Raw genomic sequence first — 21,408 nt, 5'->3', positions numbered from 1 at the left:
GACGGTCCGACGCCGGCTGGAACGCTGGAGGGTGCGGACGACCGGCCGCCCGGGCCGGTGGCCCTCGGCGCGGCGGCGGCCGTCGGCCGTCCGCCTTCCGCTCGACGACTCCGCGGCGAGGTCCGCGGAGTCGTCGCCCGCCCCGGCGGACCGGGCCGCGCGGTCATCCCCGGTAGGTCTCCAGCAGGCGCAGCCACACCTCGCTGATGGTGGGGTAGGAGGGCACCGCGTGCCAGAGCCGGGAGACGGGCACCTCGCCCACGACGGCCACGGTGGCGGAGTGCACCAGCTCGCTCACCCCCGGCCCGACGAAGGTGACCCCGACCAGCACCTCGCGGTCGAGGTCGACCACCATGCGCGCCCGGCCCCGGTAGCCGTCGCCGTAGAGGCTCGCCCCCGCGACGTTCGCGAGGTCGTAGTCCACCGCCCGCACCCGCCGCCCGGAGCGCTCGGCCTCCTGGGCGGTCAGGCCGACCGAGCCGACCTCGGGGTCGGTGAAGACGACCTGCGGCACCGCCGCATGGTCGGCGGTCGCGACGTGGGCTCCCCAGGGCGAGTTGTCCACCGGCCGGCCCGTGGCGCGCGCGGCGATCGCCGCCCCGGCCATCCGGCCCTGGTACTTGCCCTGGTGGGTCAGGAGCGCCCGGTGGTTGACGTCGCCCGCGGCGTAGAGCCAGCCGTCGGGAACCGCGGTGACCTGGCAGGTGTCGTCGACCTCCAGCCAGTCGCCGGGGGTGAGTCCGACCGTGTCGAGCCCGAGGTCGGCGGTGTGGGGCTCGCGGCCGACCGCGAACAGGATCTCGTCGGCGGTCAGCTCGCCGCCGTCGTCGAGCCCGACCCGCACCTGGCGGCCCTCGCGCACCACGGACGCCACGGAGACCCCGAACCGCAGCTCGACGCCGGCCTCCCGCAGCCCGTCGGCGACCATCTCGCCGGCGAACGGCTCCATCCGGCCCAGCAGTTCGCCGCCGCGCACCAGCACGGTCACGCGCGCGCCGAGCGCCTGCCAGGCGGTCGCCATCTCCACGGCGACCACACCGCCCCCGACCACCACCAGGCTCTCCGGCACCTGCCGGGCGCTGGTCGCCTCCCGGCTGGTCCACGGCTTGACGTCGGCCAGTCCCGCCAGGTCGGGCAGCGCCGCGGTGGTGCCGGTGCAGACCGCGACGGCGTGCCGCGCGGCCAGCCGCACCGTTCCGCCGTCCGGGGTGTCGACCACGACCTGCCGGGGCCCGTCGAGCCGCCCGCGGCCCCGGACCAGGTCGATGGTCGCGGAGTCCAGCCACTGCACCTGGCCGTCGTCCTTCCAGTGCGAGGTGAACTCGTCCCGGCGGGCCAGCACCTCGGCGGAGTCCAGCGGCCCGGCCGCGGCGGCGGCCAGTCCCGGCAGCCGGCGCGCGTCGGCGCGGGCGGCCACCGGCCGCAGCAGCGCCTTGCTCGGCATGCACGCCCAGTAGGAGCACTCACCGCCGACGAGTTCGCTCTCCACGACAACCGTGCTGAGCCCGGCCGCCCGGGTCCGCTCGGCCAGGTTCTCCCCGACCGGGCCCGCTCCGATGACGACCACGTCGTACGTGCGGGGTGCGTCGTTCATTCCGGCTCCTGTTACTGGTCGCTGCCGCGCGTGCCCGCGCGTCCGCCCGTCCGTCTCCTCGGTCGCCCACGGCACGCCGCGCGCGCCCGGGGCGTACCCCCGTACGCTGCTTCGATCCGACCGAGAACGCGCCGCCTCCGCAACCGGAGCGACCCGCGCCATCGTACTGACGCGGCGCGGGAGGGAAGCCCGGCGCCCGGCGCGTGGTTGTGCCGACCAGGTGCACGGCGGGCCCGCGCGGTGGTCGCGGCGGGCAGTCGGCATATGATCACAAACGGGCGCCGCGGGGCGCCACGGGAGGTGTCCGATGGGTGAGCTCGTCCTGATCCGGCACGGCGAGACCGAGTGGTCGCAGTCCGGTCAGCACACCAGCTACACCGACCTGCCGCTGACCGAGCACGGCGAGGACCAGGCGCGGTCGCTGGCGCCGCTGCTCGCCACCCGGCACATCGGGTGCGTGATCAGCAGCCCGATGCAGCGCGCGCAGCAGACCGCGAAGCTGGCCGGCCTGGACCACGTGCGGATCGACCCCGACCTGCACGAGTGGGACTACGGCGGCTACGAGGGCGTCACCACCCGCGACATCCACCGCACCCGGCCGACCTGGGAGATCTGGACCGACGGCGTGGTGCCCGGTCCCGAGGCGCACCCCGGGGAGAGCCCCGAGCAGGTCGGCGACCGCGCCGACCGCGTGCTCGCCCGGGTCGAGGCGGCCTTCACCAACGGCGACGGCGGCGACGTCGTCCTGGTGGCCCACGCGCACTTCCTGCGGGTGCTGACCGCCCGGCGGCTCGGGCTGCCGCCCGCCGACGGCGCGCTCTTCCAACTCGCCACCGGTACGGTCAGCCGGCTCGGTACGGAACACGGCCGGCACGTGCTGACCGCCTGGAACCGCCTGCCGTGACGGGCGCCGGGCCCGCCCTGCGCGAGTGGGGCCCGATTCCTCCGCCTCGCCCGTCGCGGTGCGGACGCCCGCGCTCCCGCCGGGGACCGGGGCTCCCACGCCCACCCGCGGTCCGCTGCCGCGGGTCGCTGGCCGGCGGCTTCCACCGCACACCGCGCGCGGCCTCCCACCGCACCGGTCCGCCGTAGGCCCGCTCCCCACGGCACAGGCCGGCGCCCGGACGACGGCCACGGGCCGGGGTCGGTCGGCGGTCGGCTACCCCGGCTGGCGTCGGCCGTCGGGTGTCGCCCGGACAGACCGCCTGGCGCGGCGCGATGGCCGGCCACCCGCACACACTGGCCGGGTGGGGCCCTTCCGACGGAGGGTCCGGGCCAACGAAAGGACGCGGTCATGGGATCGGCGTACCGCAAGGACATCGGACTGCTGGCGCTGCGTCTCGGCGCGGGGTCGGCGCTCTTCGCACACGGTGCGCAGAAGCTGTTCGGGTGGTTCGGCGGCGGCGGGCTCGCCGCCACCGCCGGCGCGATGGAGCACATGGGCTTCCGCCCGGGCAGGCCGGCCGCCGTCGCGGCGGGGCTCGGCGAGGCGGGCGGCGGCGCGCTCCTCGCGCTCGGCCTGGCCACCCCCGCGGCAGGTGCGGCCGCCGCCGGCGCGATGGCCGGTGCCGTCGCCGTGCACGCCCCGGCGGGCTTCTTCGCGATGTCCGGGGGGTTCGAGCACCCCGCGCTCCTCGGCTGGACGGCCGCGTCCCTCGGGCTCGCGGGCCCCGGGCGGTTCTCCCTCGACCACGCGACCGGGCACTGCCTCGACCGTCCCTGGGTGATCGCCGCCGCCTTCGGCGCCGCCGCTCTCGCCGCGGCCGCGGTCGTCACCACCCGGAACCGCGCGGTGTCCGAGGACGCCTCGGCCTGACCCCTGCCCGGGTACCCAGGTCCGCCCGGCCGGGGTGCCCCGACGGAGGTGCGCCGCCGGGGGCGCCGCAGGGTCCGGTCCCTCCGGGACACCACGGGTCGCCCGCGGACCGGCCGCGCGTCGTCGCCCAACCGGGTGCCGTCGCCCGCCCGGGTGCCGTCGCCCAACCGCACCCGCGGACCGGTGGGCCGCGCGACCCGCCACAGCGGCTCTTGCGAAGACGTGGTGCCGGAGGGGCGGCGAGTCCGGTGGCGCCGCCCCACCGGCAGGTGGCCCCTGGTCCGACAGCACGGAGGCGCCCCGGGCGGGGTCAGCGCCCCGAGGAAGGGAGCAGCGGATGACGCCGACGGCCCGCCCCACCCCGCTCCCGGGCGAGCCCCGCCCCGCACGCGGCCGCACGCGGCGCCCCGCACCCGGGCACGCCGAGAACCCTCCCCCCGGGCTCACGCGGCGCTCTGCTCCCGGCCGCGCGCGGCGCACCCTCGGTGCCGTCGCCGCCGGCGCCCTCCCGGCCCTCGCGTTCCCCGCCCCCTCCCTGTGGTGGCTCGCCTACGTCGCCCTCGTCCCCTGGCTCCTGCTCGTCCGCTCGGCCCCGACCGGACGCCGGGCGGCCCTGGACGGCTGGTTCGGCGGCGCCGGCTTCATGCTCGCCGTCCACCACTGGCTGCTGCCGAGCCTGACCGTCTTCCTGCCCGTCCTCGCCCTCCTGCTCGGCGGGCTGTGGGCACCGTGGGGCTGGCTGGTCCGGCGGCTGCTGGGCGCAGGGACCGGCCGTCCGGCGGTGGGCACCGCACTGGTCCTCCTGCCCAGCGGCTGGCTGCTGATCGAACTCGTCCGCTCCTGGCAGTACCTCGGCGGCCCCTGGGGCCTGCTCGGCGCGAGCCAGTGGCAGGTGGCGCCCGCGCTGCGTCTGGCCTCGATCGGCGGGGTGTGGCTGGTCAGCGCCCTGGTGGTGCTGGTCAACACCGCCGTCGCGGCCCTGTGCGCGCTGCCGTCGGCGCGCCGGGCGGCGGCCGCGGCGCTGCTCGCCTCGGCGGTGGCCACCGGCGCCGTGTGGCTGTGGGCACCGCGCCCGCAGCGCGCCGCGCCCGTCCGGATCGCCGTCGTGCAGCCCGGCCCGGTGGCCGGGCCGGCCGCCCGGTTCGCCCGCGAGGTCCGCCTCACCCGGCGCCTGGCCGGCAGCCGCCCGGACCTGGTGGTGTGGGGCGAGAGCAGCGTCGGCGTCGACCTGTCCGACCACCCGGGCACCACCGCGACGCTCGCGGCCCTCTCCCGCCTGGTCGGCGCCGACCTGCTCGTCGACGTGGACGCCGAACGCGCCGACGGCACCGGCATCTCCAAGACCTCCGCACTGGTCGGCCCGCACGGCGTCACCGGCCCGACGTACGACAAGATGCGGCTGGTGCCGTTCGGGGAGTACGTCCCGATGCGGCCGCTGCTGGGCTGGGCCACCTCCGTCGGGAAGGCCGCCGGGGAGGACCGCCGGCGGGGGAGCCGTCAGGTGGTGATGGACACCGGGACGCTGCGGTTCGGTCCGCTGGTCTGCTTCGAGTCGGCGTTCCCCGACATGAGCCGCCACCTGGCGGCGGACGGCGCGCGGTTGCTCGTCGCCCAGTCGTCCACCGCGTCGTTCCAGGGCAGTTGGGCGCCCGCGCAGCACGCCTCGCTCGCGGCGCTGCGGTCCGCGGAGAGCTGGCGGCCGATGGTGCACGCCACCCTCACCGGGATCAGCGCGGTCTACGGCCCCGACGGCACGCGGGTCGGGCACCGCGTCGGCACGGGCGGCAGCACCGCCGCGGTGTACGACGTGCCGACCGCCACGGACACGAGCCCGTATGTGCGGTTCGGCGACTGGGTGCCGCGGCTCGCCCTGCTGCTGGTGCTCGCCGCCGCGGTCCGCGAGACGGTCCGCACCGTGCGCCGCGGGGCCGCGGCCGCCGCACGTGCCGAGGCGACCGGGCCGGGCCGCGCGGCCGGCGTGCCCGGGACCGAAGCGCCCGGCGGGACCGAACCGGCCCGCCCCGCCGATCAGGGCGGCGACCACCCGCCCGCCACATCCGACGACCTGTCCGAGGGGGCCGCTCCCCCCGCTGGGTCCCCGGCTCCCGCCGGCCTCTCGGCGCCCCCGCTCAACCGGTCTCCTGACCCGGCACCGGACTCCCGGTGATCTCCGCGACGATCCGCTCGCACAGCTCGTGGGTGCGCAGCGCGTCCCGCGCGTCGAGCGGCCGGCCTGCGCGGACCGCGTCGAGGAAGGCGAGGGCGACCTGCTCGATGCCGCGCTGGCGCGCCACCGGCACCCAGTCCCCGCGGCGCCGCACGCTCGGCTGGCCCTTGTGGTCGACCACCTCGGCGAGGTTGAGCACCTGGCGGCGGGAGTCGGCACCGCTGACGTCGAGGATCTCCTCGGTGGACCCGCTCATGCGGTTCATGGACCCGATCGCGGTGAAGCCGTCGCCCGACAGGTGCGCCACCACGTGGTGCAGCAGCCCGTCCCGCACCCGGGCGGAGACCCGGACCTGCTCGATCGGGCCCGGCGCCAGGAAGCGCAGCGTGTCGGCGACGTGCACGAAGTCGTCGAAGACGACCGTGCGCACCTCGTCCGCGAGGCCGACCCGGTTCTTCTGCATCAGGATCAGGTCGCGCGGGTGGTCGAGGCACTGCGCGTACCCGGGTGCGTGGCGGCGGTTGAAGCCGACGGCCAGCGGCACGCCGCGCGTCTCGGCGAGGTCCACCAGGCGGCGGGCGCCGGCCAGGTCGTAGGCGAGCGGCTTGTCGACGTAGGTCGGGACACCGGCCTCGATCAGGCGGGCGCCGATCTCCCCGTGGTGGACGGTGGGGGCGTGCACGAAGGCCGCGTCGAGGCCCTGGTCCAGCAGTGCGTCCAAGGTGGCGTGCCGGTGCGGCAGCCGGTAGGCGTCCCCGACCGCGGCCAGGGTCGCGGGGGTCCGGGTGTGCAGGTGCAGTTCCAGCCCCGGCTGCGCCGCGAGCACCGGCAGGTACGCCTTCCGCGCGATGTCACCGAGTCCGATGACGCCGATCTTCAAGGGGGCGCTGGGCGCTGCCATCCGTGCTCCTGGTGCGGTACGGGCCGTGCGGTGTCACGGCAGCATACGGGGCGCACATTCACCCCTGCGGGGAATACCCGCCGCCGTGCCGGGTGCGGCACAGTGACGCGGGTGCGTGGCCTCCTCCCCTTCCAGGCCCCGGTGTTCGCGCTGTGCGCGGTGTACGCGCTCGCCGGGTGCACCACCGTCTCGCCGCCGCCGACCGGCGGCGGCGAGGCGCAGCGACCGGTGTCCGGGCGGCCCGAGCGGCCCGACGACGTGCGGGTGGTGCCGGCGCCTTCCCACCGGGTGCTCGCCACGACGCGTCCGGACACCCCGCCGTCGGACACCCCGTCGCCGGGCGCGCCGGGGGCGGCCGGCCCCGCGCGGGCGGCGCCTCCCCCGCGTACGGCCGCGCGGCCCGTGGTCCCCCGCCCGCGCGGCCCCGCCCGTCCGGCGCCGCCGACCGCGCCCGACGTCTGCGGGCTCGGCGAGGAGTACGGCGGCTGGGCGCCGGACGGCCAGGCGTCCTCGATCTGCCACCAGGTCTACCGCCGTTGACCCCCTGCTCCCGGTTCCCGGCCCGGACCCGACCCCGGGCCGGGGGCCGGGTCGCCGTCGCGGCCTCGTGGGGCCTCCCGGCCGGTACCGCTACACGGACGCCAGGTCGGGGATGCGCCAGTCGATCGGCTCGTGGCCCTGGGACTTGACCGCCTCGTCGATCTGCGTGAAGGGGTGGCTGCCGAGGAAGAGCTTCGCCGACAGCGGCGAGGGGTGGGCGCCTTCTATGACGGTGTGGCGGTCGGCGTCGATGAGCGGCTTCTTCTTCTTCGCGTAGTTCCCCCACAGCACGAAGACGGCCGGGTCGGGGCGGTCCGAGACGGCGCGGATGACCGCGTCGGTGAACTTCTCCCAGCCCTTGCCCTTGTGCGAGTTGGCCTCGCCCTCGCGGACCGTCAGCACCGCGTTGAGCAGCAGGACGCCCTGCTCGGCCCAGGGCATCAGGTAGCCGTTGTCCGGCACCGGGTAGCCGAACTCGTCCTTCAGCTCCTTGAAGATGTTCCGCAGCGACGGCGGGGTCCGCACCCCGGGCCGCACGGAGAAGCACAGCCCGTGGCCCTGCCCCGCGCCGTGGTACGGGTCCTGGCCGAGCACCAGCACCTTCACCTTGTCGAACGGGGTGGCCGCCAGGGCGGCGAACACCTCCTCCTCGGGCGGGAAGACCTGGTGCTCCCGCCGCTCGGCCGCGACGAAGTCGGTGAGCTGCTGGAAGTAGGGCTTGTCCAACTCCTCGCCGAGTACGGCCTGCCAGGAGTCGGGCAGCATGCTGGGCACGTCGGGAACCTCCGGTACGCGATCGGTTACTGATCCCGAAACTACCGCGCCCCACTGACACTCCCGCCCCCGTCCGCGAACCGGGCGGCGCGGCCGGTGCGGCGACGGCGAGACGCCGCCTCCGCACCGGTGCCGCCCGCGCTCAGGCGCCTGCCTTGAGCATGAGGCCGCCGTCGACCACCAGGTTCTGCCCGGTGATCCAGGACGCCTGGTCGGACAGCAGGAACACCGCCGCGCCGCCGATGTCCTCCGGCACACCGAGTCGCTGCATCGGGTAGGCGGCCGCCGCCTCCTCCTCGCGGCCCTCGTACAGCGCCGCGGCGAACTTCGTCTTCACCACCGCCGGGGCGATGGAGTTGACCCGCACCTTGGGCGCCATCTCGGCGGCGAGCTGCACCGTCAGGTTGACCATGGCCGCCTTGCTCATTCCGTAGGCGGCGATGAACGGCGAGGGGGCGATCCCGGCGATGGAGGCGATGTTGACGATCGAGCCGCCGTTCTCCTGCTGCCACGCGCGCCAGGTCTGCTGCGCGAAGCCGAGCGCGGACAGCACGTTGGTCTCGTAGACCTTGCGGGCGACGCCGAGATCGAGGTCGGTGAGCAGCCCGAAGACCGGGTTGGTGCCCGCGTTGTTGACGAGGTGGTCGATCCGGCCGAACGCCTCCATCGCGCGGCCGACGGCCGCCTCCTGGTGCGCCTCGTCGTGTGCCTTGCCGGCCACGCCGATCACCCGGTCGCCACCGCCGAGGCGCTCGACGGCCTCCTTGAGCGCGTCCTCGTTGCGGCCGGTGATGCAGACACGGTCGCCGCGGGCGACGAGCGCCTCGGCTATCCCGTAGCCGATGCCGCGGCTGGCACCGGTGACGATCGCGGCGCGGCCGCTGTCCGGGGGGAGTTCAGTCATGTGCTGGTACGCCTTCGCTACTGGTGGGGTGCGCGGGTCAGTCGAGCGGGCCGCCGGCGACGTACAGCACCTGGCCGGAGACGAAGCCGGCCGCGTCGCCGGTGAAGAACGCGATGGCGCCCGCGACGTCCTCGGGGCGGCCGACCCGCTGCACCGGGATCTGGGTGGCGGCCGCGGCCTGGAACTCCTCGAAGCCCATGCCGACCCGGGCGGCGGTGGCGGCGGTCATGTCGGTGACGATGAAGCCGGGCGCGACCGCGTTCGCGGTGACGCCGAACTTGCCGAGTTCGATGGCGAGGGTCTTGGTGAACCCCTGCATGCCCGCCTTCGCGGCGGCGTAGTTGGCCTGCCCGCGGTTGCCCAGCGCCGAGGACGAGGACAGGTTCACCACCCGGCCGAACTTCGCGTCCACCATGTGCTTCTGGACCGCGCGGGTCATCAGGAACGCGCCGCGCAGGTGCACGCCCAGCACGGTGTCCCAGTCGGCGGCGGACATCTTGAAGAGCAGGTTGTCGCGGAGCACGCCCGCGTTGTTCACCAGGATGGTGGGCGCGCCCAGTTCCTCGGCCACCCTGGCGACGGCCGCCTCGACCTGGGCCTCGTCCGAGACGTCCGCGCCGACCGCGATCGCGCGGCCGCCCGCGCCCGTGATCGACTCCACGGTCCCCTTGCAGGCGCCCTCGTCCAGGTCGATGACGGCGACGGCCCGGCCCTCGGCGGCCAGCCGCACCGCGGTCGCCGCTCCGATACCGCGGGCCCCGCCCGTCACGATCGCGACGCGCTGGTCGGTGGTGGACATCTTCGTCTCCTCAGCCTCGGCCCGATGACGCGCCCGCCCGATGAGCGACCGCTTAGTAGGTCACGTCCCGAACCGTAGGAGGGGGCGCTGACGCTGTCAACAGGACCCCCCGGAGCGGGCGGTTTCGCCGCTTTCGGGGCCGCCCGCCGGCGGAGGTCCGGTCGCGCCGTCCCTCCCCCGGGGCCCCGGCCTGGAAGGCGTTCCCGGCGGCCCTGGGCGCGTGCGGGCAGCGGGCGGCGCGGCGGGCGGGCGGCGGGCGGCCGCTCAGCGGACGAGGAGGTCGAGGAGGCGGTCGGCCTCCTTGCGCGCGTCCGGGGTGAGGCCGGTGTGGATCGGCCCGGGCTGCACGATCGTGCTGCGCGGGGCCGTCAGCCAGCGGAACCTGCGCCCGGGGTCGTCCCCGGCCGCCTGCCCGGCGGCGGTCCCCCCCTCGCAGATGCCCTGGTAGCCGCGCAGCGCCGCCTCGACGCCCTCCACGTCGACCCGGGGGTCGAGGCAGCGCAGCCGCGCCACGTCGAGGTGCACCCTCGCGCCCACGTACTCCTGCGCGCGGCAGTACACCAGCACGCCCGCGTTGATCAGCTCGCCGCGCTCGATCCGCGGCACCACCCGCACCACCGCGTACTCGAAGACGTCCCGCCCGCTCATTCCGCGTTCTTCCCCTCGACCCAGGTGCGCAGCCACTCCGGCGGCGGTTGTTTCGCCTTCACGCGGGCGGTGGTGATGCGTTCGTGGATGTCGGCCGCACGGGCGCCCAGCAGCTCGCGGTACGCCGCGCGCACGTCGTCCGGCGAGTCGAAGCCCGGCTCGTCGAGCAGCCACTCGTCCGGCACCAGGGCGGTCACCTCGGTGAGCAGCGACTCCGTCACCTTGGCCGCCAACTCCGGTGCCACTGCCGCGGGTTCGGGCGAGAACCGGGACAGCGCGTGGTCGGTCGCGTCGTACGGCTTGGCCGACGCGGCGGGCGCCGACCGCCAGTTGTGGTGCCAGATGAGCGAGGCGCCGTGGTCGATCAGCCACACCTTCCGGTGCCAGACCAGCATGTTAGGATTCCGCCACGACCGGTCGACGTTGGCGATGAGCGCGTCGAACCAGACGATGCGGCTCGCTTCTTCGGGCTCCATGGTGAAGACCAGCGGATCGAACCCGAGTGAGCCCGGCAGGAAGTCCATCCCGAGGTTCAGCCCCCCGCTCGCCTTGAGCAGGTCCTGGATCTCCTCGTCGGGCTCCCCGAGCCCGATCACCGGATCGAAGTCGAACCGCACCAGCTCGGGCACCCGCAGCCCCAGCCGGCGGCCGAGTTCGCCCGCGATCACCTCCGCGACCAGCGCCTTGCGGCCCTGCGCGGCACCGCTGAACTTCACGACGTAGGTACCGAGGTCGTCGGCCTCGACCACACCCGGCACCGAGCCGCCCTCGCGCAGCGGCGTGACGTAGCGGATGCCGGTCACTTCTCTCAACATCCCCCCAGGTTATCGGTGGGGAGACTGCCCTCATGGACAAGATCACCGATCATCGCGACTTCCCGGCCCAGTTCGCCCGCACCCAGCGCTTCTCCCTGGGCGTCCCGCACGACTTCACCCTCTCCCCCGACGGCTCGTCGGTCCTCTACGTGCGCACCCGCGGCCCCGAGGACCGGGTCGGGTGCCTGTGGCGGCTCGACTCCGACGGCGAGCACCTGGTCGCCGACCCGGCCGCGCTGGCCGACCCCGCCGGCGAGGTTCCGCCGGAGGAACTGGTCCGGCGCGAGCGGGCCCGCCAGCGCGCCACCGGGATCGTCGGCTACGCCGCCGACGCGGCCGTGCGCGTCGTGGCGTTCGCCCTGGACGGCGCGCTGTGGACCGCGGACCCGGCCGGCGGGCGGCCGCCGCGCCGGCACGCCACCGCCGGGCCCGTCCTCGACCCGCGCCCCGACCCGACCGGCCGCCGCGTCGCCTACCTGACCGGCGGCGCGCTGCACGTCCTGGACCTCGCCACCGGCGCGGACCGCGCGCTCGCCGTACCGGAGGGCGACGAGGTGGCGTACGGCGCGGCCGAGCACGTGGCGGCCGAGTCGATGCACCGCCACCGCGGCTACTGGTGGGCCCCCGACGGCGACCGGCTGCTGGTCGCGCGCGTGGACACCGCGCCGGTGGCGCGCTGGTGGATCGCCGACCAGGTGGACCCGACGCGGCGGCCGCGGGCGATGGCCTACCCGGCGGCCGGTACCGCGAACGCCGACGTGTCGCTGCACATCCTGGACGCGCGCGGCGTGGGCGGCGGGACCGACGCGGCCGGCTCCGACACGGCCGGCTCCGGCGGGGTGAACAGAGCGGGCCGGGCGAACGGCGCGGGCGGGTCGGGAGGCCCGGCCGGTTCGTCCGGCCGCACCGAGGTCGTCTGGGACCGCGCCGCCCACGAGTACCTGACGGCCGCCGCCTGGGACGCGCACGGCCCGCTGCTGAGCGTGCAGAGCCGCGACCAGCGGAGCGTACGGGTGCTGGCCGCCGACCCGGCGACGGGCGCGACCCGGCTGCTGCACGAGCAACGCGACCCGGCGTGGGTGCAGTTGGTGCCCGGCACCCCCGCGCGGACCGCGTCCGGCGCCCTGGTGCACACCGCGGACGAGGGCGGTACCCGGTTCCTCACCGTCGGCGGCGAACCGGTCACCGCGGAGGGCCTCCAGATCCGCGAGGTGCTGTCCGTGGACGGCGAGTCGGTGCTGTTCACGGCGTGCGACGAGCCGACCGAGGAGCACCTGTGGTCCTACCGCCCGGACGGCGGCGCGACCCGGCTGAGCAGTGACCCGGGCCTGCACACCGGCCGGCGGGCCGGCGGCGCGCTGCTGCTGGCGTCGCTGACCGAGCACGGCCGCGACATCCGGGTGACCGGGCCCGGCGGGGAGCTGCGGGTGCCGTGCCGGGCGGCCCGGCCGGTGGTGGCACCGCGGGTGACGTGGCTGCGTGCGGGTGAGCACGGCATCCGGACCGCGCTGCTGCTGCCGTCCTGGCACCGGCCCGGGTCGGGGCGGCTGCCGGTGCTGCTCGCGCCGTACGGCGGCCCGGCGCTGCGGCTGGCGGTACGGGCGGCGACCTGGCCGCTGGCCGAGGCGCAGTGGTTCGCCGAGGAGGGCTTCGCGGTGGTCGTCGCCGACGGCCGGGGCACCCCCGGGCGCGGCCCGCGCTGGGAGAAGACCGTCCACAAGGACACCCTGGGCGCGCCCGTGGAGGACCAGGTGACCGCGTTGCACGCGGCGGCCGCGCACTGCGCGGACCTCGACCTCGACCGGGTGGCGATCCGCGGCTGGAGCTTCGGCGGCTCGCTGGCGGCGATGGCGGTGCTGCGGCGCCCGGAGGTGTTCCACGCGGCGATCAGCGGCGCGGCCCCCAGCGATCAGCGGCTGTACGACACGCACTGGCGCGAGCGGTTCCTCGGCCACCCCGACGAGGACCCGGAGGCGTACGACCGCAGCTCGCCGATCGGGCTGGCGGCCGCGCTGGAGCGCCCGCTGCTGCTGGTACACGGTCTGGCCGACGACAACGTGGTGGCCGCGCACACCCTGCGCCTGTCGGAGGCGCTGCTGGCCGCGGGCCGCTACCACCAGGTGCTTCCGCTGTCGCACGCCACGCACGGACCGAGTGATCCGGTGATGGTGGAGGGGCTGTTGCGACACCAGTTGGTATTCCTCTGCGACGCGTTGAACACCCCGCCGCGGCCGTCCGTATGAACCGGTACGCGTGACAGCACGCTGCCGGCCGGCGAGGGCCCCGCCGTCCGGTCCGTTCCACGAACAGGATGCAACCCCATGGCAGAAAGCTCCGGAATCCCCGTGTCACCGACCCGCCGCGGCGTCGTCGCGGCGGCCGGTGGCGCGGGCCTCGCCGCCGTCCTGACCGCCTGCGGTTCCGGCTCCTCCTCCGACTCCTCGGACGGCGCCTCCAGCGGCTCGTCCGCCGCGCAGGACACGACCGGCGGCTCGGGCACCCCGTCGGCCGGCGGCGGGGGCGGTGGCACCGCGCTCGGCACGACCTCGGAGATCCCGGTCGGCGGCGGGAAGGTCTTCGCCGACCAGAAGGTCGTGGTCACCCAGCCGAGCGCCGGCCAGTTCAAGGGCTTCTCCGCGGTGTGCACGCATCAGGGCTGCACGGTCGCCAAGGTCTCCGACGGCCTGATCGAATGCCCGTGCCACGGCAGCGCCTTCCACGTGGCGGACGGCTCCGTGGCCCAGGGGCCGGCCACCGCGGCGCTCCCCGCGAAGAGCGTCACCGTGTCGGGCGACAAGATCACGCTCGCCTGACCCCCTGTACGCCGGTCCGGGTTCGCGGGGCGGGCCCCGAACCCGGACCGGCCCTCCGTCGCCCGCTCCCCCGCCCCACCTCCGCCGCCCGTCCCCCCGGCTCCCCGTCTCCCTGTCTCCCCCGGCCCCTTCCGGCCCGTTCCCCGGCGCCGTCTCCCCGCCGCGCCCGCGGTGCTCCGGGCGCGTCCCTCAGTCCGCCGGCGGCCGGTAGGCGTGGGCGGACGCCCGCAGCGCGTCCACGGCCACCCGTATGGCCGGACGGCGGTCGGCGTCCTCGCGCCAGACCGCGTAGACGTGCCGCCGCATCGTGTGGCGGACGGGGATGATGCGCACGCCCGGCGGCACCGGGTCGCGGCCCAGCCGGGGCATCACGGCCACCCCGAGTCCGGCCGCGACCAGCGCGAGCACCGTGGCGTGCTCCTCGGCGTGGTGGGCGACGTGCGGCTCGATGCCCTTGCCGCGCAGCGTGAACAGCAGCCACTCGTGGCAGAAGCCGCCGTCCGGCCAGGCGATCCACTCGTCGCCGGCCAGTTCGTCCAGCTCGATCTCCGCGCGGCCCTCCAGCCGGTGGCCCAGCGGCAGGGCGACGTCCACGATGTCGTCGAACAGCGGCGCCTTGGCCAGGCCACCGGGCAGGGACAGCGGCTTGTTGTACCAGTCGAGCACCACCGCGAGGTCGATGTCGCCGCGGGTGAGCCGGGCCAGCGAGTCGTGCGGCTCCAGCTCGTGGACGACCGTGCGCAGTTGGGGGTGCGCGGCGCGCAGGTCGCCGAGCGCGGCGGGGAACAGCCCGCGCACCGCGGTCGGGAACGCGCCGGCCCGCAGCTCGCCGACCGCGGCGCCGCGGTGCGCCTCCAGGTCGGCGTGGGCGAGTTCGACCAGGGACAGGATCTTCTCGGCGTGTCCGGACAGCAGGCGGCCGGCGTCCGTCAGCCGCACCCCGCGCCCGTTCCTGCCGAGCAGCGCCTGCCCGGTCTCCCGCTCCAGCTTGGCCATCTGCTGCGACACCGCGGAGGTCGTCACGTTCAGCACCTCGGCCGCGGCGCTCACCGAGCCGTAGGTGTCGATGGCGTGCAGGACACGGAGCCGTTCCAGGGACAACATGTAAGCGATTCTACGTCGTCGATGCAGGAGATCTCGCTTGTTCTACGAGGTCGCGGCCGTCATCGTGGACCCATGAAGACTTCCGCCGGTCCGCGCACGGCCGTTGGGCCGTCCGCCGAGCCGCTCGTCCAGGTGTCCGCCGCGGCCACTGCGGGGCCGGACCCCGCGCCACCGCCGCGCGGGCCGCGCCGGCTGCTGGACTGGCGGGTCCGCTTCGCCGCGCTGGGCCTGGTGTGGGGCTTCAGCTTCCTGTTCATGAAGGTGGGGAACGAGGCGTTCGCGCCGCTCCAGGTCACCTTGGGCCGGATGGTCTTCGGCACCGCGGTGCTGGCCGCCGCGGTCGCGGTGAAGCGGGAGCGGCTGCCGCGCGGCCGCCGCACCTGGATGCACCTCTTCGTGGCCGCGGTCCTGCTCAACTCGCTGCCGTTCACGCTGTTCGCGACCGCCGAGCAGAGCATCCCGTCGATGCTGGCGGGGATATGCAACGCGGCGACGCCGCTGTTCTCGATGCTGGTCTCGCTGGTGGCGCTGTCGGAGGACCGGCCCTCGCGGGAGCGGTTCGCCGGGGTCGGCCTCGGTTTCGCCGGGGTGTTGACGGTGCTCGGCGCGTGGCAGGGCTTCTCCGGGCAGGACCCGAAGGGCACCCTGATGGCGCTGGCCGCGGCGCTGAGCTACGCGGTGGGCTGGGCCTACGTCCGGCGCACCCTGAGCGGCACCGGGGCCTCCCACCTGGCGATGTCCGCGAGCCAGTTGGCGGTGGGCACCCTGCAACTCCTGGTCGTCACCCCGCTGTTCACCTCGATGCCGTCGTCCTTCCCGGCGCGGCCGGTGCTGTCGGTGCTGGCGCTGGGCGCGCTCGGCACGGGGGCCGCGTTCCTGGTCCAGTACGGCCTGGTGGCGGAGAAGGGCCCCACCATCGGGTCGATGGTCACCTACCTGATCCCGATCGTCGCCACCGCCGCCGGTGTGCTGCTCCTCGGCGAGTCGCTGAGCTGGAACGAACCGGTGGGCGCCGCGGTGATCCTGGTGGGGGCGGCGCTGACCCAGCGTCGGCCGAAGGGCACCCGGGCGTAGCGTGTCGATGCGGCGCACACCCCCGCGACCGGGCCCGGCGCCGACCTCCCTCTACCGTTATACGGAGCGCCACGTGCACGAGATCAGCTACGGAGACGTCAAGGCCGCCACGGACCGGGTGGCCGGCCGGGTCCGGCCGGTGGCCGTCGTGCCCCCGGCCGGCGGACCGCGGGGCCCGCAGGTCTGGTTCGCCCTCGAATACATGCAGCACACCGGCTCGTTCAAGGCGCGCGGCGCGCAGAACTTCCTCGCCGCCCACCGCGACGCGGGCACGCTGCCCGCAGCCGGCGTCTGCATCGCCAGCGGCGGCAACGCCGGCCTGGCGTGCGCCTGGGCGGCGTCCCGGCAGGGCCTGAACGCCACGGTGTTCCTGCCGCGCAACGCCCCGGCCCTGAAGGTGGCCAGGCTGCGCGGCTACGGTGCCGAGGTCCGGCTGGTCGGCACGCAGTACGCGGACGCGCTCGACGCGTGCGAGCACTTCGCCGCGGAGTCCGGCGCCCTCGCGCAGCACGCGTACGCCGATCCGTACGTGAGCGCCGGGGCGGGCACCTTGATGGAGGAGATCCACGCGCAGGTGCCGGACCTGGACACGGTGGTGGTCTCGGTGGGCGGCGGCGGGCTGTTCGCGGGGGTCGCGGCCTCGGCGCGGCAGCACGGCGTGCGGGCCGTCGCCGTGGAGCCGGAGAACTGCCGGGCGCTCAACGCGGCACTTGAGGCGGGGCGGTTGGTGGACGTGGAGGTGGAGTCCGTCGCCTCGGACGCGCTCGGCGCCCGCCGGGCCTGGCAGGGTGCGCTGGCCGCGGTGCGGCAGGACGGCGCGCGGTCGGTGCTGGTGGCCGAGGAGCAGATCGTCGCCGCCCGCAGGTCGCTGTGGGAGGAGCGCCGGATCGTGGTGGAGCACGCCGCCGCCACCGCGCTCGCCGCGCTCCTGCCGTCCGAGGACCCCGCCCGCGGCTACCGGGCGGCGCCCGGCGAGAAGGTGGCGGTGGTGCTGTGCGGGGCGAACACGGACCCGACGGACCTGCTGGAGCCGCCCGCCGCGCGCTGAGCGGGACGCCCACCCGGTGTCCCGGGCGCCGGGGCGCGGGCCGGGCCGGGGCGCAGGTGTGTCAGCCGAAGCGGCTCGCCCCCGCCGGGTGCAGCACCGCGGCCACGGCGTCGGCGAGCGGAGCGATGTCGGCCGCTTCCAGCGGGGAGACCGTGATCCGGATGCCGGGCGGGGAGTTCACCCGGAAGCGCCCGCCGGGCGCGACGGCCCAGCCGTGCTGGAGCAGCCCGGCGACGGCGCCGGTCTCGTCGGCGACCGGCACCCAGACGTTGAGGCCGCACCGGCCGTGGGCGGCGACCCCGCGCCCGTCGAGGGCCGCGAGCAGGGCGTCCCGGCGGACGGCGTAGGAGCGGGCGGTGCGCGCGGGGTCCACGGCGTCGCCGCGCCAGAGGTGCACCACCGCCCGCTGCAACAGGTGGCTGACCCAGCCCGCGCCGAGCCGGTGCCGGCCGCGGACCCGGGCCACGGTGACCTCGTCGCCGGTGAAGACCGCCAGCCGCAGGTCGGGGCCGTACGCCTTCGCGGTGGAGCGGACCAGCGCCCAGCGGTCGGTGGCGCCGGACAGGCAGTGCAGGGGGATGTCCACCAGGCCGTGCAGGTGGTCGTCGTCGATGACCAGGACGTGCGGGTGGGCGGCGAGCAGGGCGCGCAGTTCGGCCGCGCGGGCCGCGGACAGGGCGGCGCCGGTGGGGTTCTGGCCGCGGTCGGTGACCAGCAGGGCGCGCACGCCGGCGGCCAGGGCGCGGGCGACGTCGGCGGCCAGCGGGCCCTCGTCGTCGACGGCGACGGGCACCGCGCGCAGGCCCATCGCCGGCACCAGGTCCAGCACGCTGCCCCAGCCCGGGTCCTCCACGGCGACGGCGTCACCGGGCCGCAGGTGGGCGGCGAGGACCCGTTCGATCGCGTCGAGCGACCCGGAGGTGAGGGCGACCGGGCCGGCCGGCACCCCGTCGGCGTCGAAGGCGGCCCGGGCCAGGTCGGCGAGGTCCGGATCGACGGTGGTGCCGCCGTACAGGCCGGGGGCGAGGGCGTGGTGGGCGGCCGCGTCGGCGAGGGCGTCGGCCAGCGGCGGCAGCAGCGCGAGGTCGGGGTTGCCCGTCGACAGGTCGCGGGTGCCGGCGGGCACCTCGATCCGGATCGCCTCGCGCGGGGCGACGGCCGGGCGGGCCCGCACCCGGCTGCCGCGGCGGCCGGCCGTCTCGATCACCCCGCGGTCGCGCAGCAACCGGTAGGCGGCGGCGACCGTGTTGGGGTTCACGTCGAGTTCGCGGGCGAGTTCGCGCAGCGGCGGCAGGACCGCGCCGGGCCGCAGCGCGCCGGTGCCGACCGCGCGTTCGATGTCGGCGGCGATCGCCGATGCGCCGCGGCCGGTGATCGAGTAATCTCCTAGCACAAACAGCATTATGCACTAGTTCAAAGGATCGCACCATGCCCAGCGCGCCGCCCGCTCCCGCAGAACCCGCCGAACCCGCCCGGCCGCCCTACCCCGCCACCGACCGCACCGTCCCGACGCGCTCCGCCGACCGCGCTTCGTACGACCGCGCCGTGGTGCACGCCATCCTCGACGAGGGCTACCTCTGCCACCTCGGCTTCGTCCGCGACGGCGCGCCGGTGGTGCTGCCGACCCTCTACGCGCGCCACGGCGAGCGGCTGTACGTGCACGGGTCCACGGGCTCGCGCCCGCTGCGGGGCGCGGGCGGCGGGCCGGGGCTGGCGGTCTGCCTGACGGTGACCCACGTGGACGGGCTGGTGCTGGCGAAGTCGGCGTTCCACCACTCGATCAACTACCGCTCCGTGGTGGTGCACGGCACCGCCCACCAGGTCACCGACCCGGAGGAGCGCGCCCTGGCGCTGGACGCGATCGTGGAGCAGGCCGTACCCGGCCGGGCCGCCGACTCCCGCCGCGCCAACGCGAAGGAGCTGGCCGCGACCGCCGTGATCCGGCTGGACCTGGGCGAGGTGTCGGCGAAGATCCGCACCGGCGGCCCCAACGACGAGCCGGAGGACCTGGACCTGCCGCACTGGTCCGGCGTCGTCCCGGTGGCGCCCGCCTACGCCGCCCCCGTCCCGGCCGACCACGCGGCCGCCTCCCTCCCCCTGCCCCGCTACCTCGCCCCCGCCGGCCCGCGCGGCACCGACCGGAAGGACGGCTCCGCGTGCTGATCCACCCCTGGGACGCGGCCTGCGACGACGCGGAGTGGCAGGAGTGGCTGGCCGCACACGACTTCGGCCAGCTCGCGGTCAACGGCCTCGACGGTGAACCGCCGTTCGTCCAGCCCACCCACTTCGTGTACGACCCGGCGTCCGGCGCGCACGGCGAGGTCCTGCTGCACCTGGCCCGGCCGAACCCGCTGTGGGGCGCTTTGGAGGCCGCACCGCAGGTCACCCTCAGCGTGGTGGACGACCACGCCTTCATCCCCGGCCCCTGGCACGCCGCACCGGGCGCGCCTCCCGAGCACGGCACCCCGACCAGCTTCTACGCCGCCGTCCAACTCACCGGCGTCGCCCGTGTCCTGGACGACCCGCAGGCCAAGGCCGACCTGCTGCGGCGCCAGATCTCCCACTTCCAGCCCGACGGCGGCACCGCGCCGATCGCCCCCGGCCAGGAGCCGTTCGGCCGGATGCTCGCCGGCATCCGCGGGGTGCGGATCGACGTCACCCGGGTGCGGGCCAAGTTCAAGTACGGCGGCAACAAGCCCGAGGAGGTGCGGCGCCGGGTCACCGGGCTGCTCGCCGACCGCGCCGCACCCGGCGACGCGGCCGCGCGAGCCCACCAGCTCCGCCGGCTGTCAGCCGGCTGACGTCGTGTCCGGGCCGGCCCCGGCGGCCGGCCGCACCCGCGCCTCCTCCCAGGCCAGCGCGCCGACCGCCACCAGCAGCACCAGCGTCCCGGCCAGGGTGGCGGCGGTGAGCCGCTCCCCGAGCAGGGTCACCGCCAGCACGGCCGCGGACACCGGCTCGATCAGCGCCACCACCGAGACCGTCGCGGCACGCAGCACCGCCGCGCCCGCGAAGTACAGCGCGTAGGCGAGCGCGGTCGGCACGGAGGCGAGGAAGCCGAGCAACGCCAGGGTGCGGCCGAGGTGCGCGGCGTGCGGCAGCAACCCCTCCGCCCATGCGGCCGGCAGCAGCACCGCCGCGCAGATCCCGAAGGACCACAGCGAGGTGGTCAGCGGGTCGCCGGCCGCCCCGCGGGTGCCGTACCACCGGGTCAGCAGCGTCATTCCGGCGTACCCGGCAGCCGACAGCACCGCCAGCGCCACCCCGGCCGGGCGCACCTGCGCGCCACCGCCGCCGAGCACCAGCACCGCCAGGCCGAGCAGTGCCCCGGCCACCGCGACCGCGCCGCCCCTGCCGATCCGCTCGCCCATCACGGCCCGGGCGGCCAACGCGATCAGCACCGGCCCCGAGCCGAGCGTGACCACGGTGGCCACCGCGAGGCCGGTCGAGCGCACCGCGCAGAAGTACGCGACCTGGAAGAGCGTCAGCCCGGCGCCGGTGACCGCGATCCGGACGCACCGCGCCCGCAGGGGCACCGCGGGAGCCGCGGACGGCCTCGGTACGGACGGCTGCGGAGCGGACGCCGCACCCAGGACCGGCGTGCCCGCGGGGGCGGCGCCTGTTGCCGGCGCGGTCGGCAGCACGACGGGCACCGGTCCGCCCGCGGTCACCGCTGCGGAAGGGACGGCCGCGGAGGGGAAGGCAGCCGAGGGCACGGCCGCGGAGGGGAGGCTGCTGCGCGCCGCGGCGACCCGCCTCCCCGCGGGCCCGGGGACGGTCGCCCGCGGCGCGGGCACCCGGCGCACCGTACGGGCGGCGAGCAGCAGGACGAAGCCACCCGCCGCCCGCCAGAAGGTCAGCGCGAGCGGACCGAGGCCGCTCCCGCGGTAGAGGACCGCGGCGACGGCGCCCGCCGTGCCCCAGGCGGTCGCGGCGAAGACGACATACAGCAGCCCCTGCCCGGAGCTGGTCCGGGCAGCCGAAAACTGCGCACGTGACAAGGGAGTTCTCCCGCCAGAAAGTGAGTTGAGAGGCGAACATCACCGTCTGCGGGCAGCGCTCATCGCCGCGGGGCGCCGAAGGGCTGTCCCGTCGTCCCCGGCGGATCGGCGTGGGACGTCGGATGCGGTGGATCGCAAGGCGCGAGGGTCGTCCTCATACCGGGTTGTATGTGGATGATCCCGACAACGAAGCGAGGCACCGTAGCTGTCGTCGCACGCCCGTCGGGGATGGCGGGACGGCCATGAGGTCCGTCGGCGCCACGGCGGGCCGTGGATGTGACCTGGTCCGGGCCGCCCGCGTCAGGCGGCGGGCGGCGGAAGGACAGCGAAGGAGCGCATGCCGCCACTGTAGCCCCCGCCCGCGGGGCCCGGGGGCGGGGAGTCGTCCCGCCCGGGGAGCAGCGGCCCCC

At 76.1% G+C, this 21,408-nt stretch carries 20 protein-coding genes; 10 read left to right on the top strand and 10 right to left on the bottom strand.

Going from position 1 to position 21,408, the window contains the following annotated elements; genetic code table 11:
• Window positions 1–163 precede the first annotated feature (163 nt).
• Window positions 164–1,594, bottom strand: coding sequence for a dihydrolipoyl dehydrogenase family protein (locus tag RVR_RS33730; protein WP_202237706.1), 1,431 nt, complete (start codon window positions 1,592–1,594; stop codon window positions 164–166).
• A gap of 307 nt (window positions 1,595–1,901) precedes the next feature.
• Here RVR_RS33730 and RVR_RS33725 point away from each other — a divergent pair, with 307 nt between their 5' ends.
• The 3 genes from RVR_RS33725 (at window position 1,902) to lnt (ending at window position 5,577) form a co-directional block, all read left to right on the top strand.
• On the top strand, window positions 1,902–2,498 hold the full coding sequence (locus tag RVR_RS33725) for a histidine phosphatase family protein (protein WP_202237705.1): 597 nt from the start codon (window positions 1,902–1,904) through the stop codon (window positions 2,496–2,498).
• Window positions 2,499–2,888: 390 nt separating this feature from the next.
• Window positions 2,889–3,410, top strand: coding sequence for a DoxX family protein (locus RVR_RS33720; RefSeq protein WP_202237704.1), 522 nt, complete (start codon window positions 2,889–2,891; stop codon window positions 3,408–3,410).
• A gap of 337 nt (window positions 3,411–3,747) precedes the next feature.
• Window positions 3,748–5,577 carry an apolipoprotein N-acyltransferase gene (gene lnt, locus RVR_RS33715; protein WP_202237703.1) on the top strand — a complete coding sequence of 610 codons (1,830 nt, stop codon included), beginning with the start codon at window positions 3,748–3,750 and terminating at the stop codon, window positions 5,575–5,577.
• Here lnt and RVR_RS33710 read toward each other — a convergent pair.
• A complete protein-coding gene (locus RVR_RS33710; protein WP_202239570.1) occupies window positions 5,540–6,457 on the bottom strand; it encodes a Gfo/Idh/MocA family protein in 918 nt (305 codons plus the stop codon). The two genes, lnt and RVR_RS33710, sit on opposite strands and share 38 nt — an antisense overlap.
• Window positions 6,458–6,589: 132 nt before the next feature.
• Here RVR_RS33710 and RVR_RS33705 point away from each other — a divergent pair, with 132 nt between their 5' ends.
• A complete protein-coding gene (locus tag RVR_RS33705; RefSeq protein WP_202237702.1) occupies window positions 6,590–7,018 on the top strand; it encodes a hypothetical protein in 429 nt (142 codons plus the stop codon).
• A gap of 90 nt (window positions 7,019–7,108) precedes the next feature.
• Here the strand turns inward: RVR_RS33705 and ung are convergent, their stop codons facing one another.
• The 5 genes from ung to RVR_RS33680 form a co-directional block, all read right to left on the bottom strand.
• The gene (gene ung, locus RVR_RS33700; protein WP_202239568.1) at window positions 7,109–7,783 is read right to left on the bottom strand and encodes a uracil-DNA glycosylase; all 675 of its coding nucleotides are present in this window, start codon (window positions 7,781–7,783) and stop codon (window positions 7,109–7,111) included.
• 151 nt (window positions 7,784–7,934) lie between these two features.
• On the bottom strand, window positions 7,935–8,696 hold the full coding sequence (locus tag RVR_RS33695) for an SDR family oxidoreductase (protein WP_202237701.1): 762 nt from the start codon (window positions 8,694–8,696) through the stop codon (window positions 7,935–7,937).
• Between the two features lie 37 nt (window positions 8,697–8,733).
• Window positions 8,734–9,495, bottom strand: a complete 762-nt coding sequence (fabG, locus tag RVR_RS33690; RefSeq protein ID WP_202237700.1) for a 3-oxoacyl-ACP reductase FabG — start codon at window positions 9,493–9,495, stop codon at window positions 8,734–8,736.
• Window positions 9,496–9,759: 264 nt separating this feature from the next.
• Window positions 9,760–10,143, bottom strand: a complete 384-nt coding sequence (locus RVR_RS33685) for a DUF3037 domain-containing protein (RefSeq protein WP_202237699.1) — start codon at window positions 10,141–10,143, stop codon at window positions 9,760–9,762.
• Window positions 10,140–10,958 (bottom strand): HipA family kinase, encoded by an 819-nt coding sequence (locus tag RVR_RS33680; RefSeq protein WP_202237698.1) that lies wholly within the window; start codon window positions 10,956–10,958, stop codon window positions 10,140–10,142. Before RVR_RS33680 ends, RVR_RS33685 begins: the two co-directional genes overlap by 4 nt.
• A gap of 32 nt (window positions 10,959–10,990) precedes the next feature.
• On the opposite strand from RVR_RS33680, the gene RVR_RS33675 reads away from it, so the two are divergent.
• Together RVR_RS33675 and RVR_RS33670 are read left to right on the top strand one after the other, a co-directional pair.
• Entirely contained in the window at window positions 10,991–13,201 is a 2,211-nt protein-coding gene (locus tag RVR_RS33675; protein ID WP_202237697.1) for a S9 family peptidase, read from the top strand.
• Between the two features lie 78 nt (window positions 13,202–13,279).
• Window positions 13,280–13,771 (top strand): Rieske (2Fe-2S) protein, encoded by a 492-nt coding sequence (locus tag RVR_RS33670; protein WP_202237696.1) that lies wholly within the window; start codon window positions 13,280–13,282, stop codon window positions 13,769–13,771.
• 189 nt (window positions 13,772–13,960) lie between these two features.
• On the opposite strand, the gene RVR_RS33665 is transcribed toward RVR_RS33670, so the two are convergent.
• The gene (locus tag RVR_RS33665) at window positions 13,961–14,875 is read right to left on the bottom strand and encodes a LysR family transcriptional regulator (protein ID WP_202237695.1); all 915 of its coding nucleotides are present in this window, start codon (window positions 14,873–14,875) and stop codon (window positions 13,961–13,963) included.
• A gap of 72 nt (window positions 14,876–14,947) precedes the next feature.
• Here RVR_RS33665 and RVR_RS33660 point away from each other — a divergent pair, with 72 nt between their 5' ends.
• Both RVR_RS33660 and RVR_RS33655 read left to right on the top strand, forming a co-directional pair.
• Window positions 14,948–15,949, top strand: coding sequence for a DMT family transporter (locus tag RVR_RS33660; RefSeq protein ID WP_202237694.1), 1,002 nt, complete (start codon window positions 14,948–14,950; stop codon window positions 15,947–15,949).
• A 73-nt stretch (window positions 15,950–16,022) separates the two neighbouring features.
• Complete coding sequence (locus tag RVR_RS33655) at window positions 16,023–16,997, top strand: serine/threonine dehydratase (protein WP_237405127.1); 975 nt, start codon at window positions 16,023–16,025, stop codon at window positions 16,995–16,997.
• A gap of 61 nt (window positions 16,998–17,058) precedes the next feature.
• Here the strand turns inward: RVR_RS33655 and RVR_RS33650 are convergent, their stop codons facing one another.
• Window positions 17,059–18,390, bottom strand: coding sequence for an aminotransferase class I/II-fold pyridoxal phosphate-dependent enzyme (locus tag RVR_RS33650; RefSeq protein WP_237405126.1), 1,332 nt, complete (start codon window positions 18,388–18,390; stop codon window positions 17,059–17,061).
• Window positions 18,391–18,425: 35 nt separating this feature from the next.
• On the opposite strand from RVR_RS33650, the gene RVR_RS33645 reads away from it, so the two are divergent.
• Window positions 18,426–19,160, top strand: a complete 735-nt coding sequence (locus RVR_RS33645) for a pyridoxamine 5'-phosphate oxidase family protein (RefSeq protein ID WP_202237691.1) — start codon at window positions 18,426–18,428, stop codon at window positions 19,158–19,160.
• Window positions 19,154–19,798, top strand: coding sequence for an FMN-binding negative transcriptional regulator (locus tag RVR_RS33640; protein ID WP_202237690.1), 645 nt, complete (start codon window positions 19,154–19,156; stop codon window positions 19,796–19,798). The genes RVR_RS33645 and RVR_RS33640 overlap by 7 nt, the downstream gene beginning before the upstream one ends.
• On the opposite strand, the gene RVR_RS39000 is transcribed toward RVR_RS33640, so the two are convergent.
• A complete protein-coding gene (locus tag RVR_RS39000) occupies window positions 19,787–20,998 on the bottom strand; it encodes a DMT family transporter (RefSeq protein ID WP_346731493.1) in 1,212 nt (403 codons plus the stop codon). The genes RVR_RS33640 and RVR_RS39000 overlap by 12 nt on opposite strands.
• Between the last annotated feature and the right edge of the window lie 410 nt (window positions 20,999–21,408).

It is taken from the genome of Streptomyces sp. SN-593, assembly GCF_016756395.1.
In the GTDB taxonomy this organism is placed as follows: domain Bacteria; phylum Actinomycetota; class Actinomycetes; order Streptomycetales; family Streptomycetaceae; genus Actinacidiphila; species Actinacidiphila reveromycinica.
The sequence above is the reverse complement of the archived record's forward strand: the minus strand, read 5'-3'. Positions and strand labels throughout refer to the sequence as shown.